Origin of the sequence: Marinobacter litoralis (assembly GCF_003336705.1) — a bacterium.
Taxonomy (GTDB): domain Bacteria; phylum Pseudomonadota; class Gammaproteobacteria; order Pseudomonadales; family Oleiphilaceae; genus Marinobacter; species Marinobacter litoralis.
Window position 1 is genome coordinate 410,649 of record NZ_QMDL01000002.1, and the last position, 16,882, is coordinate 427,530.

The following is a 16,882-nucleotide window of genomic DNA, read 5'->3' on the forward strand; positions in this document are numbered from 1 at the left end:
CCACCGCAGGCCCCACAAGGGTAGCGGTTGGCCACCGACAAGAGGTGAAACGCCATGAACGTATTCAGCCATCCGGAGTTCGATAACCACGAACACCTGTCTTTCGTCTGCGATGCCGAAACCGGCCTGAAAGGCATCATTGCCATCCACAATACCTCACGGGGTGCTGCGCTCGGCGGTTGCCGAATGTTCCCCTACGCCAGTGATGAAGAAGCCCTGAGGGATGTCCTGCGTTTGTCGCGCGGAATGACCTATAAATCGGCTCTCGCCAATCTGGACCTGGGCGGCGGCAAGTCTGTGATCATCGGAGACCCGCGTAAACACAAAACCGAAGCCTTGCTCGAAGCCATGGGCAGACATTTGGAAAGTTTAGGTGGCCAGTACATTGCCGCTGAGGATTCCGGTACCAGCGTGCCTGACCTGAAAGTCATGGGCCGCCAGACCTCTCATGTGGCCGGTGTAACAACCCGCACCGGCTTTGACGGCCTACCCAGCACGGGCGATCCGTCACCGGTAACCGCCTACGGAACCTTCATCGGCCTGAAAGCGGCCGTAAAACACAAACTTGGCACCGATGATTTAACCGGTCTGAAAGTGGCCGTTCAGGGCATCGGCAATGTTGGGTTCCGCTTGGCCCGGTATCTGAAAGAAGCCGGCGCCGAACTGTGGGTCACCGACATTCACGCCGACAACCTCAAGCGCGCGGTCGATGAATTAGGCGCAACAGCCGTTCCGTCAGAGGACATTCTTACCCTACCGGTTGATGTTGTCGCCCCTTGCGCCATGGGTGCTGTACTGAATGATCAGAGCATTCCAGCGATCCGTGCCGCTGTCGTAGCCGGTGCGGCAAACAACCTCCTCGACCGGCCGGAGCACGACGCGGCACTTAAGCAACGAGGCATTCTCTATGCCCCGGACTTTGCCATCAATGCCGGCGGCATCATCGATGTATTTTACGAACGCACCCATGGTTCACCTGCGCAAATCCGCGCTCATGTAGACACCATCGGTGACACCCTGACCGAGATATTTCAACGCTCCGACCGCACCGGCCTTGCGACCGGCGAGATCGCCAACCAACTGGCAGAAGAGCGTTTCAGAAAGCACGCCCCGGGTGCCGGGCTAACGCCCAGCCGACTGGCTCGCGCCGGGTAACCTGACCCCGGCGCTTCCCCTTGGGAGCTGCAGAGTTCTGCGGCTCCCCTTTTTAACCCCTGAAACAAAAACAATACCTTCGGGAGATCACTATGTCTGTCACTTCATCCGGCTCCGCCACCTATTCGGAAGCCCTTGAGGGCTCCAATGCGAAACGGGGGCTCTGGTCCTCTCGGCTCGCCTTTATCCTGGCTGCCACCGGTTCCGCCGTTGGCCTTGGCAACATCTGGAAGTTCCCCTACGTCACCGGAGAAAACGGTGGTGGCGCCTTTGTACTGGTGTACCTTGCCTGTATCGCCGTGGTTGGTATCCCCATCATGATGGCAGAAGTCATGATCGGCCGCCGAGGCGGCCGCAGTCCGGTCAATAGCATCAGGCTCATTACCGAACGCGACAGACTTAACCCGGCTTGGAAACTGGTCGGTGCCATCGGCGTTCTCGCCGGCTTCTTAATTCTGTCGTTCTACTCGGTGATAGGCGGCTGGGCCATATCCTACGTGGGCACCACCGCAAGCGGGCAGCTGGCCGGGCAATCGGCCGAGGCCGTAGGCGCTATCTTCTCCGGCTTGCTGAGCACCCCGTCTACCCTACTGCTCTGGCACACCGTGTTTATGGCTCTGGTAATGGTAGTCGTAGCCCGGGGCGTTCGCTCTGGTCTTGAAAAAGCCGTCAGCATTCTAATGCCGGCGCTGTTTGTACTGCTGCTGCTCGTCGTAGGGTACGCCATGACCACCGGCCATTTCGGACAGGCTGCGGCGTTCCTGTTCCAGCCGGACTTCTCCAAGCTGACCACCTCCGGCGTGCTGGTGGCCCTTGGTCATGCGTTCTTTACGCTGAGTCTGGGCATGGCCGTGATGATGGCTTACGGCTCCTACCTGCCGAAGAACATTTCCATCGCCAAAACCTCCATCACCGTGTCTGTGGTCGATACCGGCGTGGCACTCTTGGCCGGCTTGGCGATCTTCCCGATTGTCTTTGCCAACGGACTGGAGCCGGGCGCGGGCCCTGGCCTGATTTTCCAGACTCTGCCGCTGGCCTTTGGTCAGATGCCTATGGGCTCGTTGTTCGGCACTCTGTTCTTCGTCTTGCTGGTGTTCGCTGCCTGGACATCGGGCATTTCGCTTCTGGAGCCCATCGTGGAATGGCTGGAAGAACAGAAGGGAATGAACCGCGTCATCAGCACCCTCGCCGCCGGTGGCGTGTGCTGGGCACTGGGCATTGCGTCTGTGCTGTCACTGAACTTGTGGGCCGACGTAGCGCCGCTGGGCTTCATCCCGATGCTGGAAGGCAAAACCATTTTTGATCTGCTGGACTTCTTCACCGCCAACATACTGTTGCCGCTGGGTGGTCTGCTGGTTGCGCTGTTTGCCGGTTGGGTGATGTCTCGTCAAGCCATGGAAAACGAGCTGTCGCTGTCACCGGGCATGTTCAACTTGTGGTTTGTCACCGTCCGCTTTATCACGCCGGTCGCTGTGGCTATCGTGTTTATCTACAACCTGATGTAAGCAAACGCCCGGGCAGCGCGCTGCCCGGGCGTTTCAATGGTCCACCAAAATAATTCTTACGGTTCTCAACTGTCAGAGATACGAAATCCGATTTTCAGCACCACCTGATAATGCCCCACCTTGCCATCCACGATATGGCCCCGGGTTTCCATCACCTCAAACCACTCCATATTGCGAACGCTTTTTCCACATTCCCCAAGCGCATTTTCGATAGCATCTTCGATGCTTTTCTTCGAGGAACCGACGATTTCCACTTTTTTGTAAACGTGGTGATTCGACATAAACACCTCCTTCAACTTGCTCCGTTTACTTGAGCCTAGAAGACAAGAGGCGTACCAGCAAACCTCAGTTTCTCACTCAGGCTTGCGGGCGACGTAGACGGTGTTAAAGGATTCTCGGTTTTGGAAGGGGTTGAAGAAGCTGACAACGTGGCAGGCTACGTCTTCGAATACTTCGTTCAGAACAGCCATAAACTCATCGTCTTCACCTTCATTTGACCACATGGCAAAAACACCGCGCGGCTTAAGCTGCCTAGCCATGAGGCTAATATTTTCGGTGGTGTAGAAGCTGGCACTGGAGTCGTGCAGCAAGGCTCTCGGCGAGTGGTCGATGTCTAGCAGGATGGCATCAAATTGTTTTCCAGGCGCTTCGGGGTCGAAGCCTCCGGTGGCGGGGTCTTCCACGGCCATGTCGAAGAAGCTGCCGTGTACGTACCGATGGCGTGGGTCGTCGTTCTGTTCTTTGCCAAGGGGCACAAGTTCTTGCTGGTGCCAGCCGATGACGGGCTTGAGGTATTCAACCACGAGCAGTTCGGAAACACGTTGGTGTTTGAGTGCGGCGACGGCTGTGTAGCCCAAACCAAGGCCACCAACAACCACGCTGAGGTTGTCACCTTCGGTTTCATTCAGGCCAATATCAGAGAGCGCAACCTCGGCGTCAACGAACATGCTGGACATGAGAAATTCTTCGCCCAGCTTCACTTCGTAGATGTCCCGCTCACCCAACGCCGGTATCCTGCGGCGGCGCAGGGTGATTTCCCCGATCACCGAGGGTTGGCTGTCTATTTGTTCGAAAAGCAGTCCCATTTTTTGGCTCTTTTGTATTTTCTAGTTTTGCTTGGGAGTTTGCTGTCACTAGCCTTCGAGATAGTGCGGGTCGCCGGTGGGGGATCGCCTTCCAAAAACCGCTCCTTCGGCACGTCCCTGTGACGCTTCTGCTCCGCCATCCATGGCTGCGCACATTTTTGGAAGGCGATCCCCCACCAGCGCAGCGTTCTACTCCCCTATCCGTTTGCTTTCTTTTGTAGCTAAACAAGACTTGAGGAGGCTCTGTAATTTAGCCGCGCCTTCCCTGTTCATCACTTCAATATTTCGGTCGGGAATACCGTCTACATCGGGATAGTTATCAATCGCAGACTCCAGGCTCGCTTCACGTAACAAATGCAGCATAGGGTACGGAGAACGGTTCGTGTAATTCTCTGCCGCATCGGCCTCGGTGTCGGCAAACTGGTAATCCGGGTGGAAACTGGCGATCTGGTAGATGCCTTCCAGTTCCAGATATTCCAACAACGCATCCGCGGTATCCAGAAACTCGTTGTAGGCATAAAAATCCTGCAACACACCCGGGTGAATCAACAATGTAGTTTCAACGTCCGGCTGATCTTCCAGCAGTTGAAGCTCTGCATGCAGCGCCTGCACAAGTTCGTCTTCGGTCTTGGCTTCCGTCACCACAAACCGAACCCGGTCTTTCACCAACTCACGTTTTGCAAACGGGCAAAGGTTGTAACCAACCACAACGTCTTCAACCCATTTACGGGTGGCACCAATAATTTCAGTCTCGCTCATACGTTTTCCAATAGCATTCGAGAAAACATCAAGGCCACTCAACAGTATGAGCGGGTGTGTGGGGTGAGCCTGCCAAAAATGTGCGTAGCCATGGATGGCGAAGCAGAAGCGTCACATGGACGTGCCGAAGGAGCGGTTTTTGGCAGGCTCACCCCACATGCCCGCCAACACCATAGTCTGGCATCGGAGAATAACTGGCTCCCAAGCTAAACCTCAGAGATACCCCTGACTCCGCAAGTAATCATCGTAACTACCACTGAAGTCCGTAATCCCATCCGGCTTCAACTCGATAATGCGAGTCGCCAAGGAAGAAACAAACTCCCGGTCGTGGCTCACGAAAATCAGCGTGCCCGGATAGTTCTCCAGCGCCAGGTTCAACGCCTCGATCGACTCCATATCCAAGTGGTTGGTGGGCTCATCCAACAGCATCACATTCGGCTTCTGCAGAATCAGCTTACCGAACAGCATCCGCCCCTGCTCACCACCGGACAACACCTTCACCGATTTACCAATGTCATCACCCGAGAACAACATCCGACCCAACGTGCCGCGAACCAACTGCTCGCCGCCGGTGGTCCATTGCGCCATCCAGTCGGTCAGCGTGTCATCGCGGGCAAAGTCTGCGGTGTGGTCCTGCGCGAAGTAACTCACTTTCGCACTGTCGGTCCACTTCACTTCACCGGCATCCGGCTCGTAAGCTCCCGCCAAACACTGCAACAACGTGGTTTTACCAATACCGTTCGGGCCGATGATGGCCACACGCTCGCCGGCTTCAATCTGCAAATCCAGATTTTCAAACAGTGGGCCTTCGTCAAAGCCTTTGGTCAGGCCTAGCAGCGTAACCGCCTGACGATGCAGTTTCTTTTCCTGCTCGAAGCGGATAAACGGACTGACTCGGCTGGAAGGCTTCACTTCTTCTAACTGAATCTTATCGATCTGCCTTGCCCGGGAAGTGGCCTGCTTGGCTTTCGATGCGTTGGCCGAGAAGCGGCTTACGAACTGCTGCAATTCTGCGATCTGAGCCTTCTTCTTGGCGTTGTCTGCCATCATGCGCTCGCGAGCCTGTGTGGCGGCGGTCATGTATTCGTCGTAGTTGCCCGGGAACAAACGCAGCTCACCGTAATCCAGATCGGCCATGTGCGTGCACACGCTGTTCAGGAAGTGACGGTCGTGGGAAATGATGATCATGGTGCTGCTACGCGCCACCAGAATGCTTTCCAACCAGCGGATGGTGTTGATGTCCAGGTGGTTAGTGGGCTCGTCCAGCAGCAGAACGTCTGGATCAGAGAACAGGGCTTGGGCCAATAGAACCCGCAGTTTCCAACCCGGTGCCAGGGCGCTCATGGGGCCGAAATGCTGATCCAGAGGAATGTCGAGGCCCAACAGAAGCTCACCAGCGCGGGATTCCGCGGTGTAACCGTCCATTTCGGCGAATTCTACTTCCAGATCCGCCACGGCCATGCCGTCTTCTTCGCTCATTTCCGCTAAAGAATAAATGCGGTCACGTTCCTGCTTAACGCGCCAAAGCTCTTCATGGCCCATGATCACGGTGTCGATTACCGTGCAGTCTTCGTAAGCGAACTGATCCTGGCGCAGTTTACCCAGGCGTACATTCGGCTCCAGCATCACCTGGCCGGCAGACGGCTCGAGGTCGCCGCCCAGAATTTTCATCAGGGTGGATTTACCGCAGCCGTTGGCGCCGATCAGGCCGTAACGGTTACCACTGCCGAATTTGGCAGATACGTTTTCAAACAGGGGCTTAGCCCCGAATTGCATGGTGATATTGGCAGTGGAAATCAAGAAAAGAACCTATACACGTGAGGGCCAGCGCTGTGGCGGCAAAAGAAACGGCGCATTGTACAGGTTTGCAGCCAGGACTGTGAGGCCGAAGAAACACGCATAAAAAGCACTTGCCTCGGGCGGGCGGTACGGGCAGCATTCACCTTCTGGACATTCCACCCATCCGACAACAGGATATTGATCATGGCACAAGCAACTGCACGCCACATTCTGGTAGACAGCGAAGCAAAATGTGAAGAACTGAAAAAAGCCATCGAAGGCGGTCAGGATTTCGCAGAAGTCGCCAAGCAGCACTCCTCTTGCCCATCAGGCCGCAACGGCGGCGACCTGGGTTCGTTCGGCCCGGGCCAGATGGTTCCCGAGTTTGACAAGGCTGTATTCACCGGCGAAGTGAACACCGTTCTTGGTCCTATCCAGACCCAGTTCGGCTATCACCTGCTGGAAGTGACTTCCCGCAGCTAATGGCTGTTGGTCTGCCTGTGCGATCACGTCACAGGCAGACTCCCCTCACTGAGCGTTTTCTTTCCCGAGGTTCCTGAATCGTGCCAGCTGGTTGCCAATGTTTTCAATCGGCTCCGTCACCGCCTGCTGAACACTCTCTGCAACCACCTTGGTGAACTGCTGACCGGCATCACTTTCCAGAAACTCCAGATACATCTCCATCTCGTTCGGAGTGATCTTCTCGTAGGTATACAAATAGCTGTCGTAAACTTGCTGCCCCACCACACCCTTCAAGGCCGGGCGCTGCGCCTCGAGTTGCTTGCGCATATCGTCCGGGTTCGCGGGTTCACCACTTAAAGCCGCCATCGCCGAAGACAATCCCAGCTGAAGCGCAATCGCGGTATCAACTGCACTTTCGGTGGCACGGGAAGCGCGATCAAAACGGGCGAACCGTTTTTCCCGATCAGTGCCCTTACTGGCTTTATTCAACTCCGGGGCTTTCTTACGTATTTGCGGCCAGATGGCAGGCGCCGAGGCTGCCACTTCGGCACGTGCGATTTTTTTCGCAACCGGTTTTTGATACCAATCGTGCACCTGTTGCAGCTGCTCATCGGTTAACGAAGCTTCAAGGTTCGAGGCTACTTTTCGCTTGATCTCTTCCGGGCGAAAACTGTTCTGCACCACATACGCGATGGTGTCGGCCACCATCGGTGGAACCTGCGCTCGTTGCTTGAGGCCATCCCGAATTCCCTGCCCCATCATCGCCGGGTACTGCACTAAAATGTCATCCACGGGCGAAGCTTCCAATACCTGTTGGGCACTCGGTGCTGCCTGCGCCAAGCTGCTTACAAGCAGTCCGGCGATCAAAAGAGGTTTCATTAGGGCGTTCAAGGTCATGTCACTCTTATCCTGTTACGGGAACAGCGCTGTTTATGACACGCAGGCCGCCTCTTCAGCAAGCATACAACGCTGCTGAAGATGACGATTTGGTAGGAATGCTTCCGTGCAAGTGCGAAAATCGTTGAGATATCCGGCACAAGCACGTTAATACAAACGTATTCAGAGAGTGTTGCTGAATTCGATGGCTGGACCTAAAGCCTTAAGCCGCTCCACCAGAAACTCCATCGCGATCCTAACCCGGGCCATTTGCTGGGTATCCTGGTTAACGTGCAGCCAAAGATCGACACTTTCCCCTTCCAAAGGATCAGAAAGTCTCCGTAACTCCTTCGCGGCCTCTCCCAGGTAACAGGGCAAAACCGCCAGCCCGGCCCCTGCCCGCGCCAACGCATGCATCGATTGCAGGCTATTGCAGCGAATAACGGAGTTTACGTTCTTGAGATGCTTCCGGTACCACTTTCCTGTTGCCAGATGGCTAAAGGACTCGTCCGGGATCAGCCAGGTACAGGCCTCCGGATGATTCTCTATATCCATTTTGCGATTTCGTCGGCAGTAGTTGGTCGATCCGTATACCGCGGAATCAATCGCCGCGATACGTTCACCTTCCAGCGTGGCCTGTGGCTTGTTCTCCGGGCGCAGGGTCAGATCTGCTTCGCGGTGGCTCAGGTTTGACACGTCATTATCGGTCAGTACTTCCAGCTCAATCTCCGGGTACTCCCGCACCAGCGCGGCCAAAACCGGGCTTAGCAATTCATACATCACCGCATCCTCTGCGGCGATTCGAACTTTACCGACCGGAGCACCGTCCTGCCCAACCAGCTTGCGCTCCAGGTTTTCCATGTCTACCGCCAGCCTTTCAGCCTCTCGATAGGCCATTTCACCGGTGGCGGTAAGCTGTAATCCATCGCGGTTGCGATCAAAAAACTGCACACCCAACGACTCTTCCATCTGATCAAGTCGTCTTAAAACAGTGGTTTGGTGTACACCCAGTATTTCACCGGCTTTTGCGAAGGTTCCAGCTATTGCCAGAGCCCGTATATATCGAAGATAATCCCAGTCCATAGTCACTGCACATTTGCAACATGAGTACGAAGTTTAACGTATTCAAACTGCAAATAAGAACCTCTAGAATGATTTATAACCTAACAAACCCAGCCACCCTAACAAGGAGGAAGGCATCATGATTCATCAGCGTAACGTGAGCGTTCGCCCACAGCCATCCGGCATCCTCCACAATGGAGTGGAGATGCGCCGGGAGTATACCCGCGCTGCCGTTAAACAGGGGCTACAATTTTTAAGCCGCAAGCTGCGCAAAGCGAATCGCCAAGCCGTAGCTGCTGTACAAGATCTGCCTCAGGCTCAAGGCGGCGTATAAACACCCGTTTTGATTCCAAAAAAAAACCGGCATGACAACATGCCGGTTTTTTTGTGCCGTTCAATTAGCTCAGAACTCCCAAACCACCCTTCTGTTTTCGGCAAACCAAGCGTCCATCTTCTGGTGGTAAAACTCTTCGATCACATTGCGCTTGATCTTCATGGTGGGCGTTAGCATACCGTTTTCCATGCTCCACGGGTCTTTGACCACCACCAGGAATGCCACCTTCTCATGAGGCTCACAGGCAGCGTTTACGTCCTCCAGTTCTTGCGCCAACTCTTGCTCTAAAGCATTTCGGTCCATACCTGAATCCAACGCGGCACGAGCCTCCTCCGACAACAGCAGCATCAAGCAAGGCTGAGGCTGATTAGCTCCTGCCACACATACAACTTCGGCCATCGGGTGATTAAAACGATTTTCGATTGGTACGGGCACCACGTACTTTCCTTTGGAGGTCTTGAACAGATCCTTCACCCGCCCGGTAATCCGCAGGTAGCCCTGTGCGTCGATCTCACCCATATCGCCAGTTCTCAGGAAGCCATCACTGGTCACATCCTCTTTGGTCTTCTCCTCGTTCTTGTAGTAGCCGAGCATTTGCCCCGGACTTCTGACTTCAATCTCGCCGCCCTCGCCAATCCGGTGTTCGACACCGGGGTTGGGGACCCCCACACAGCCAACTTTAGCCTGCCCCGGTCGATTGGCATGGGAATAACCGAAATTCTCGGACATGCCATACAGTTCGAGTAACTCAAGCCCGAGATTTCGATACCAGTTGATGATTTCGGCGGACAAAGGCGCAGCGCCGGTGAGAGCGACCCGACAATGATCTAGCCCCAATTGCTTCAACACCTTCTTTTTAACCAGTCCACCCAGAACGGGAATGTTAAACAGCACTTTCTGTTTTTTGAGCGGAAGCTTGGCCGTTACGCCAAGGTAAAACTTCATCCACAGACGAGGCACCGAGAAAAACATGGTTGGCCTCGCCCGCTGCAAATCTTCCTGAAAGGTATCCAGCGAGTTGGCAAAGTAAACATGGAAACCGTAATACAACGATTGCGTTTCTACGGCTGCTCGTTCAGCCACATGCGCCAGCGGCAGATATGACAACATCCGGTCGGCTGGTGTCACCTGAAACAGCTGCTGAAGACCGTCTGCAACAGAAATCATGGTTCGGAAGCTGTGCATCACTCCTTTAGGGCGACCTGTACTTCCGGATGTATATACGATCGTTGCCAGATCATCCGGGGCTGGCAATCGTGGTTTGGCTGGCGCGTGTTGTGCCACCAGATCAATCCACTTCGGGGTGTCGTCACGGGGGGAAAGCGGTAACGAAATAATGGGCAAATCCTGCGGAATATGATGCTTGATATCGTTCCAACCATCAGCTTTGCCATCCAGTTTGCCCAGGAACAACAATTTTGCGTCGCTGTGGTCCAATACGTAGGCGGCGGTATCACCGTTAAGCGTGGGGTACAAAGGCACACTCACGTGGCCTGCTGACCAGATCGCAAGGTCAGCCAAAATCCAATGGGCACTGTTTTTACCCAAAATTACGATCTTGCTTCGCTCGGGAAGGTCCAGGCTGTTCAGGTACGCCACAATGCGGCAAACCTGATCCGCAGCCTGAGCCCATGTGATGTCTTCCGTGCGCCCATCCGGGAATGGCTGGGTCAGATAAACGTTATCCGGGGTTTTTTCGGCCCAATAGAATAAACAATGGGCAGATGTCAGCTTCTGAGGATCTATCGTCATATGGAGTCCGTGTTATTTTTTTCATTGTTTGGAAACTACTCCCCTGTAGACAATTCCATACTAGACGAAAATTTGAAAAATGATTCGTGACATTCCTCAAGATTGGTCTAAATTGACAATAACCGCGTAATGATTAGCCATACCGAAGGAGGTTGCGATGATCAGACCGGCACGCTCTTTGATGATTGTTCCCGCTTGGAGCCTGATTCTGCTAGGTTCCTGCGCATTCTTTTACACCGCTTACTCAGGCATGCTTGGCTCCTGAACAGGCCGCTATAGGAACGGCTACATCCAGACTGTAACCAGCCCGATGCTGCTTACGACAAGTAGGACTGTGCCCAGCACCCGGTAAAACAGCGATGTTTCTGCGTGCAGCATCTGATCGTGTATGTACAGGCCAATCACGTGGCCGACAGCCGCGGCAGGCAGTAACCAGATGTGGTGAATCAGTTGTAGATCAACACCAACCCATACAAACGCCCCCAACTTGATCATCACCAGAATAAACCACAAGGCAAACAAGGTATCCCGCAGCTTTTCTTTGGGCAGGTGCTGAGCTGCAACCGCAATAATCAAGGGTGCTCCGATTAATGAGGTGCCACTGATATAGCCGCCTAACATCAAGAACACCGCATCCACTGTTTTGCTGCCGCTACGAAAGGGCTTGTTTACGATGTACGAAACGGAATAGAGACCTACAATAACGAAAATGATTGCGCTCAGTATGTGGCCCGGCAGGGTAATCAAACCGAACACACCAATGAGCTTCGGCACAATCAAGATAGCGAGCAATCGCCCCAGATACTGCCAATCCACCGTGCTGGCTTTTTCAATACCCTGACCATCGCCGTGTTTCCTATTGTTCATCCAGATGGTTAGCGACGAGAACACCAACAGGTGAATCGAAATGATCGGAAGGAACACCAGGGGTTCATCCAGCACCAGGAGCAGAAAAGGCAGCGAAAGAACCGCGCCACCAAACCCCAGCCCGGAACGCACAAAGCCGCTCCACACAAAGATCAGCGCAATCAGGATATACTGAACAACAGACAGATCAGACATAACGAACAATAGACTCCAGCAGGCCTGACGGCTCGGTTTGCAAGGAATTCACGAGGAGGACGATGTGCAGGATGCAACACTCTCAGCAACAAAAAAAAGCTACCTACTGATCATTATGCTACTGGCGTTCATGCAAAATGCCTACAGCGACGATCGAATTATCAGCCGCATCGAAGCCCTGCAATCGGGTTATCCCGTTACCATTGGCGACTCGCCCCTCAATGCCAGGGCCGCACTGGCTCAATTCTATGAAGCCCGAGATTACCAGCCGGCCTGGACCTCACCCGCCGCCCAAAACGAGTTACTGAAAGCTATTAATGAAATTTCAGACGAAGGACTCATCCCGTCCGACTACCATCAAGAAGCTTTGCGCGACATTATCCAGAGATCTCAGGACGACACCACACCGGAACTGCCGGCCGAACTTGACCTGATCTTCTCGGATGCCTTCCTGCTCCTCGGCTCTCACCTGCTGGAAGGTAAAGTGAATCCACAAACCATTGATGCCGAGTGGACAGCCAACCGCAGGCAGCGGCAACTCCACCTCGTGCTGGCGGAGGCATTACAAAGCGGCCAAGTGTACCAAACTCTGCAGTCGCTCAAACCTCCGGCCCCGGCTTACCATCGGCTGGCCAGTTATCGCCGCCAGCTATCGGCCCTTCTGGGGCGACCCTGGCCGCTACACGAAGCGGGGCCAACGATACGCCCTGGTGACAGCGACCCGCGCCTACCCGCCATTCGTCAGCAGTTGATTCTGTTGGGTGACCTGCCCGTTCCCGACAACGACTCCCAGCACGAGCTTGGCAGCAGCCCGGTGGATCAACTGTATACCGGCAATCTGATTCAAGCGATCCCCACCTTCCAGGCTCGTCATGGTCTGGACCCTGACGGCATCATTGGCCGAAAAACCCTGGCCGCTCTTAACATGATGCCCATCGAGCGCATTCGTCAGGTAGACGCCAACCTGGAGCGCTGGCGCTGGCTACCCGACTCTCTGGGCGACACCTATGTGCTGGTAAACATCGCCGGGTTCGACATGGTGATGGTGGAAAACGGTGAAGAAGTGCTGCATCAGCGGGTCATAGTCGGAGGGCCGTTCCGGCAAACCCCCGTATTCAGCGACCGCATCCGTTATCTGGTGTTCAACCCAACCTGGACCGTCCCTCGGACTCTGATGATTCAGGACCAGTTGCCAAGGATTAAATCAGACCCAAGTTACCTCAAGCGAATGAATTTCAAAGTGTATAAGGGCTGGGGTGCCAACCAGGTGGAAATAGACCCCGATGAGGTAAACTGGGCGTCACTGTCCGCTGATAACTTCTCCTACCAGCTCGTGCAACAGCCCGGCCCCACGAATTCCCTTGGCCAAGTAAAGTTTATGTTCCCCAACAAACATGCGGTGTATCTGCACGACACGCCCGGGCAATATCATTTTAGCCGGCTTGAGCGCACCATTAGCTCCGGCTGCATCCGCGTAGAGCGGCCTTTCGAGCTTGCTGAGAGATTGCTCATCGGCAACAGCCGTTGGAACCACGACAACATCAGTCAGGCGAGAGAGCTTAAAGAGCCAGTTAACGTTGTTCTGAACAAGCCCGTGCCCGTCCACCTTCAGTATTGGACTACTTGGGTTGATAAATTCGGCAACCTCCAAATTCGGGAAGACGTTTACGGCCGCGACCGCCGCCTTATCGATGCACTGAGGTCCGATGCCCAAGGAAACCTGCAACTTACCCCCAGGAGCAAGCGATGACTCGAACACTCCTTCCCCTGCTCGCAGCCGCCTCGCTGACGGCATGCCAGAACCTGCCCGGAACAGCCCCCGACATTGGCGACAATCTGGTGCTGCTCAGTGCTCAACATTGTCTGCAAGAGGCCGTAGGCGATAACGACCGAGTACATTACGGCCCCTGCCTGAAAATCACCGATGTAAACGGGCGCAAGCCGGCCGTTCGAAGTGATGGTTTTATTACTCTGGCAGTCGGCCAAGCGGCCACCCTGGGCACGGCCTGCGTCTACCGCCTGGCTGATGGACAGCCTATTCCTGCCACTGTGGAAACCGCAATCTTTGAGGTAAAACGCGACACCTTCACCCGTGGCGGCCAACGCTGGTATTTGCACGCGCACAAGAAAGCCCGGGGCGTGATTGGTTGTTCGCCAACACTGGCTCGCTCGGTGTACCCGCTTGAGGAAACAGACTAAAACCTGACCAAACAATGACTATCCCTTAAGGTTCCACACCTTGAATTGCGGGAACGCCAAAGTTGTGCCACGTTTATAGGGCATTGCAAAAAGGAGGATAGTAAATGCTCTACTGGGCTTTAGTGTGTCTCGTTGTAGCAATCATTGCGGGCGTGTTGGGTTTTGGCGGCATTGCCGGAACCGCTGCAGGCTTTGCCAAAATTCTGTTTTTTATCTTTTTAGTACTGCTCGTGGTATCTGTACTGGTGAACGTGCTCAAAGGAAAAGGCCCGAAGGTCTAGAGCCACACCCAGAGCTGTACATGGCCCTGATCAAACAGGGCCATGGTATCGCTTGGCATTCAGTCGCTGGCCAACATGGCCTGCAGCTTCTGAGTCAATTCAACCGCCTCACACCCCATAGGCGTTAAATAACCACCGTCTTCCTGCGAAATCAGCCCCTTCGAGAACAAAGACGCAGCTGCCCGAACGGTTTCCGGAGCCGCCTGACTGGCGTGTACTTTAATGCCCTCTTGAGTTGAGGTAGAAGGAAACTGCAACAACAGATTCAATTCAGCAAGATGAACCGGCGAGAAAGGCATAAAAAACTCCTTGTTAGGTATCTTCTTTGCAGCATAGCGGAAATAATCCCTTCCGAGCGAAATTTCTCACAAACAAACAAAAAGCCTACACTTCACGGTACATGTCCGTTGGCAATAACGGTACATTGAAGCCTCAGATTCAGCATTCCGGTCATGAAATGAAGTCGAGCCTTACCACAAATAAATGTTTCGCTATCGCCCTGATCACCGTTATTTTTGGGGCGGCGAATACTGGCGCGGTCGCCGATACCATCAAACGGGTTGTACACCCCGACGGGCGTGTGGAGTTCACCAACGTCATAAGCAAAAGCCAACCACGGCCATCCACCAAAAGTGAGACCGTGTACCGCTATAAAGATCAGCACGGCGTTGTTGCCTACAGCAGCCAACGACCAACCCACTCAGATTTTGATGTGATCAGCTTCCATTGCTACGCCTGCGACCCCAACTCCACCGTGGACTGGCGTAAAACACCGCTGTTTCTCAGCCCGTTCAAAAACGAGATTAAAACCGCCGCCAAGGAATTCGGCGTAGACCCGGCATTGGTGCGCGCCGTTATTCATGCCGAATCCGCATTTAATCCACAGGCGATCTCCCCCGTGGGTGCTCAAGGTTTGATGCAGCTCATGCCCGGCACGGCAAAAGAACTCGGCGTAAAAAACCCGATGCAAATCTCGGAAAATATTCGGGGCGGCGTAAATTATCTCTCGCAGATGCTAACGCGTTTCAAAGGTGACACGCGCCTCGCCACAGCGGCCTATAACGCTGGCCCCGGCGCGGTAGGCCGCTACAAAGGCATTCCGCCTTACGCTGAAACCAAAGCCTACGTAGAACGCGTAGGCATCCTGCATCAGCGTTACACAGCCCACTAATGAGAAATCCGATTAGCACGATCGCCATTCCCGGCGACATTGTTCATGTGGACCGGGATAAATACGGCAATATTCTGGTGATCGACGACCGCAAACACCGCATTCTCAGTTTCGATTCGGTGTTTGAGCAAAGCAAGATCGTGCGCGCCACCCCCAATCTGCCTGTGCATGAATACAACCGCGCCATGCTGCTCCCCATCGCCTTTCACGAACCTCAGCATGTCACTGTGCTGGGACTGGGCGGTGGTGTGCTCGCCCACGGTTTACATAAGCTCCTGCCCCGTAGCGATATCCAGGTATTCGAGTTGCGTGAGAAAGTGGCGGAGATTGCCCGCAAGTGGTTTGCCTTACCCAGCAGCGATCGGCTGCATATAACCATTCAAGATGCCCGCCTGGCTGTGGACAACCTGCCAGAAGCCAGCACCGACATGATCCTCACAGATCTCTACAGTGCGGATAGGATGAGCCCTGCCCAAGCTCAAAGGCAGTTCATAAAAGCCTGCAGCCGCGCCCTCACAAGCAAAGGCTGGCTCGCGCTGAACTACCACAAGATGCCAGAGGCCAACGGTAATTTGGTTCGGGAACTGCGGCGCCAGTTTCCGCTGCTCTTGGTGTTCAGAAGCAAAACCAACAACTGGGTGATTTACGGCAGCAAGCAAGGGTTCAGCAACGTTACAATAGAATCGTCGCGATGCGCAGAGTTGGAAAAGCGATTACCCATCGGTTGGGCAAAACTGAGGAAAAAACTGGAAGTGTTGGAGCTGTAGAGAGAGGCTCAGAGCCCCTCTCTACCGTGTTCATAAACCAGAATCAGGCCCGGCTCAGGAACTTACGCTCTTCCACGTTGACCTTGATACGGTCGCCTGTGGAAATGTGCTCAGGCACTTGCACAACCAGACCCGTGGTCAGGTGCGCAGGTTTGGTACGAGCCGTTGCGGAACCGCCCTTCACAGAGGGATCGGTTTCCTCAATGGTTAGCTCAACCGTTGGCGGCAAATCCAAAGCCACCGGGGTATCGCTAACCAGAATGGCCATCACACCCTGGGTTTCCTCTGTGATGAACAGAAGCTCTTCTTCAATAGCACTCTTATTCAACATGTACTGAGTGAAGTCTTCGTTGTCCATGAAGACGTACTCGTCACCGTCGGCATAGGAAAACATAACCGGACGGCGAACCAAATCGGCCAGATTCAACATGTCTGAATCTTTGAAGGTTTCATCGACCTTTTGGCCAGTTACCACATCATAAAGACGCATGCGATAAAGGCTGCCACCGGCACGGCCCTGTGGCACCGAACGCTCGATGTCTTTTACGAAAAACGCACGTCCATCAAACTCAACCGCTTGGTTCTTTTTAATCTCACTCGCTTTTGGCATGTCACCTATTCCAATATAAGTTG

Annotated in this window: 19 protein-coding genes; 9 read left to right on the top strand and 10 right to left on the bottom strand. The window is 54.3% G+C overall.

Going from position 1 to position 16,882, the window contains the following annotated elements; genetic code table 11:
• Window positions 1-54 precede the first annotated feature (54 nt).
• Complete coding sequence (locus DOQ08_RS07295; protein WP_114334253.1) at window positions 55-1,155, top strand: Leu/Phe/Val dehydrogenase; 1,101 nt, start codon at window positions 55-57, stop codon at window positions 1,153-1,155.
• Window positions 1,156-1,247: 92 nt separating this feature from the next.
• Window positions 1,248-2,660, top strand: a complete 1,413-nt coding sequence (locus tag DOQ08_RS07300; RefSeq protein ID WP_114334254.1) for a sodium-dependent transporter — start codon at window positions 1,248-1,250, stop codon at window positions 2,658-2,660.
• A gap of 65 nt (window positions 2,661-2,725) precedes the next feature.
• Here the strand turns inward: DOQ08_RS07300 and DOQ08_RS07305 are convergent, their stop codons facing one another.
• The 4 genes from DOQ08_RS07305 to DOQ08_RS07320 form a co-directional block, all read right to left on the bottom strand.
• The gene (locus tag DOQ08_RS07305; protein ID WP_114334255.1) at window positions 2,726-2,941 is read right to left on the bottom strand and encodes a dodecin; all 216 of its coding nucleotides are present in this window, start codon (window positions 2,939-2,941) and stop codon (window positions 2,726-2,728) included.
• 72 nt (window positions 2,942-3,013) lie between these two features.
• Window positions 3,014-3,745, bottom strand: a complete 732-nt coding sequence (locus DOQ08_RS07310; RefSeq protein ID WP_114334256.1) for a polyamine aminopropyltransferase — start codon at window positions 3,743-3,745, stop codon at window positions 3,014-3,016.
• 189 nt (window positions 3,746-3,934) lie between these two features.
• The gene (locus DOQ08_RS07315) at window positions 3,935-4,504 is read right to left on the bottom strand and encodes a DUF1415 domain-containing protein (RefSeq protein ID WP_114334257.1); all 570 of its coding nucleotides are present in this window, start codon (window positions 4,502-4,504) and stop codon (window positions 3,935-3,937) included.
• A 213-nt stretch (window positions 4,505-4,717) separates the two neighbouring features.
• Window positions 4,718-6,304 carry an ABC-F family ATPase gene (locus DOQ08_RS07320; RefSeq protein WP_114334258.1) on the bottom strand — a complete coding sequence of 529 codons (1,587 nt, stop codon included), beginning with the start codon at window positions 6,302-6,304 and terminating at the stop codon, window positions 4,718-4,720.
• 183 nt (window positions 6,305-6,487) lie between these two features.
• Here DOQ08_RS07320 and DOQ08_RS07325 point away from each other — a divergent pair, with 183 nt between their 5' ends.
• Entirely contained in the window at window positions 6,488-6,766 is a 279-nt protein-coding gene (locus DOQ08_RS07325; RefSeq protein WP_114334259.1) for a peptidylprolyl isomerase, read from the top strand.
• Window positions 6,767-6,811: 45 nt separating this feature from the next.
• On the opposite strand, the gene DOQ08_RS07330 is transcribed toward DOQ08_RS07325, so the two are convergent.
• Together DOQ08_RS07330 and DOQ08_RS07335 are read right to left on the bottom strand one after the other, a co-directional pair.
• Window positions 6,812-7,642 carry a DUF2059 domain-containing protein gene (locus DOQ08_RS07330; RefSeq protein ID WP_114334260.1) on the bottom strand — a complete coding sequence of 277 codons (831 nt, stop codon included), beginning with the start codon at window positions 7,640-7,642 and terminating at the stop codon, window positions 6,812-6,814.
• Window positions 7,643-7,804: 162 nt separating this feature from the next.
• Complete coding sequence (locus tag DOQ08_RS07335) at window positions 7,805-8,704, bottom strand: LysR family transcriptional regulator (protein ID WP_114334261.1); 900 nt, start codon at window positions 8,702-8,704, stop codon at window positions 7,805-7,807.
• Between the two features lie 118 nt (window positions 8,705-8,822).
• Here DOQ08_RS07335 and DOQ08_RS07340 point away from each other — a divergent pair, with 118 nt between their 5' ends.
• Complete coding sequence (locus DOQ08_RS07340) at window positions 8,823-9,017, top strand: hypothetical protein (RefSeq protein WP_114334262.1); 195 nt, start codon at window positions 8,823-8,825, stop codon at window positions 9,015-9,017.
• Between the two features lie 69 nt (window positions 9,018-9,086).
• On the opposite strand, the gene DOQ08_RS07345 is transcribed toward DOQ08_RS07340, so the two are convergent.
• A complete protein-coding gene (locus DOQ08_RS07345) occupies window positions 9,087-10,769 on the bottom strand; it encodes an AMP-binding protein (protein WP_114334263.1) in 1,683 nt (560 codons plus the stop codon).
• A gap of 285 nt (window positions 10,770-11,054) precedes the next feature.
• Window positions 11,055-11,831, bottom strand: coding sequence for a TSUP family transporter (locus DOQ08_RS07350; RefSeq protein ID WP_114334264.1), 777 nt, complete (start codon window positions 11,829-11,831; stop codon window positions 11,055-11,057).
• Between the two features lie 64 nt (window positions 11,832-11,895).
• Here DOQ08_RS07350 and DOQ08_RS07355 point away from each other — a divergent pair, with 64 nt between their 5' ends.
• The 3 genes from DOQ08_RS07355 (at window position 11,896) to DOQ08_RS07365 (ending at window position 14,311) form a co-directional block, all read left to right on the top strand.
• Window positions 11,896-13,581, top strand: coding sequence for a L,D-transpeptidase family protein (locus DOQ08_RS07355; RefSeq protein ID WP_227537541.1), 1,686 nt, complete (start codon window positions 11,896-11,898; stop codon window positions 13,579-13,581).
• Entirely contained in the window at window positions 13,578-14,030 is a 453-nt protein-coding gene (locus DOQ08_RS07360) for a hypothetical protein (protein ID WP_114334265.1), read from the top strand. The genes DOQ08_RS07355 and DOQ08_RS07360 overlap by 4 nt, the downstream gene beginning before the upstream one ends.
• A 104-nt stretch (window positions 14,031-14,134) precedes the next feature.
• Window positions 14,135-14,311, top strand: a complete 177-nt coding sequence (locus tag DOQ08_RS07365) for a DUF1328 domain-containing protein (protein ID WP_114334266.1) — start codon at window positions 14,135-14,137, stop codon at window positions 14,309-14,311.
• Window positions 14,312-14,370: 59 nt separating this feature from the next.
• Here the strand turns inward: DOQ08_RS07365 and DOQ08_RS07370 are convergent, their stop codons facing one another.
• Window positions 14,371-14,610, bottom strand: a complete 240-nt coding sequence (locus DOQ08_RS07370) for a TIGR02647 family protein (RefSeq protein WP_114334267.1) — start codon at window positions 14,608-14,610, stop codon at window positions 14,371-14,373.
• 158 nt (window positions 14,611-14,768) lie between these two features.
• On the opposite strand from DOQ08_RS07370, the gene DOQ08_RS07375 reads away from it, so the two are divergent.
• Both DOQ08_RS07375 and DOQ08_RS07380 read left to right on the top strand, forming a co-directional pair.
• Window positions 14,769-15,482: a lytic transglycosylase domain-containing protein gene (locus DOQ08_RS07375; RefSeq protein WP_114334717.1), complete on the top strand. Its 714-nt coding sequence runs from the start codon at window positions 14,769-14,771 to the stop codon at window positions 15,480-15,482.
• Window positions 15,482-16,249, top strand: coding sequence for a spermidine synthase (locus DOQ08_RS07380; protein ID WP_227537542.1), 768 nt, complete (start codon window positions 15,482-15,484; stop codon window positions 16,247-16,249). The genes DOQ08_RS07375 and DOQ08_RS07380 overlap by 1 nt, the downstream gene beginning before the upstream one ends.
• A gap of 43 nt (window positions 16,250-16,292) precedes the next feature.
• Here the strand turns inward: DOQ08_RS07380 and efpL are convergent, their stop codons facing one another.
• Window positions 16,293-16,859, bottom strand: coding sequence for an elongation factor P-like protein EfpL (gene efpL, locus DOQ08_RS07385; RefSeq protein WP_114334268.1), 567 nt, complete (start codon window positions 16,857-16,859; stop codon window positions 16,293-16,295).
• Between the last annotated feature and the right edge of the window lie 23 nt (window positions 16,860-16,882).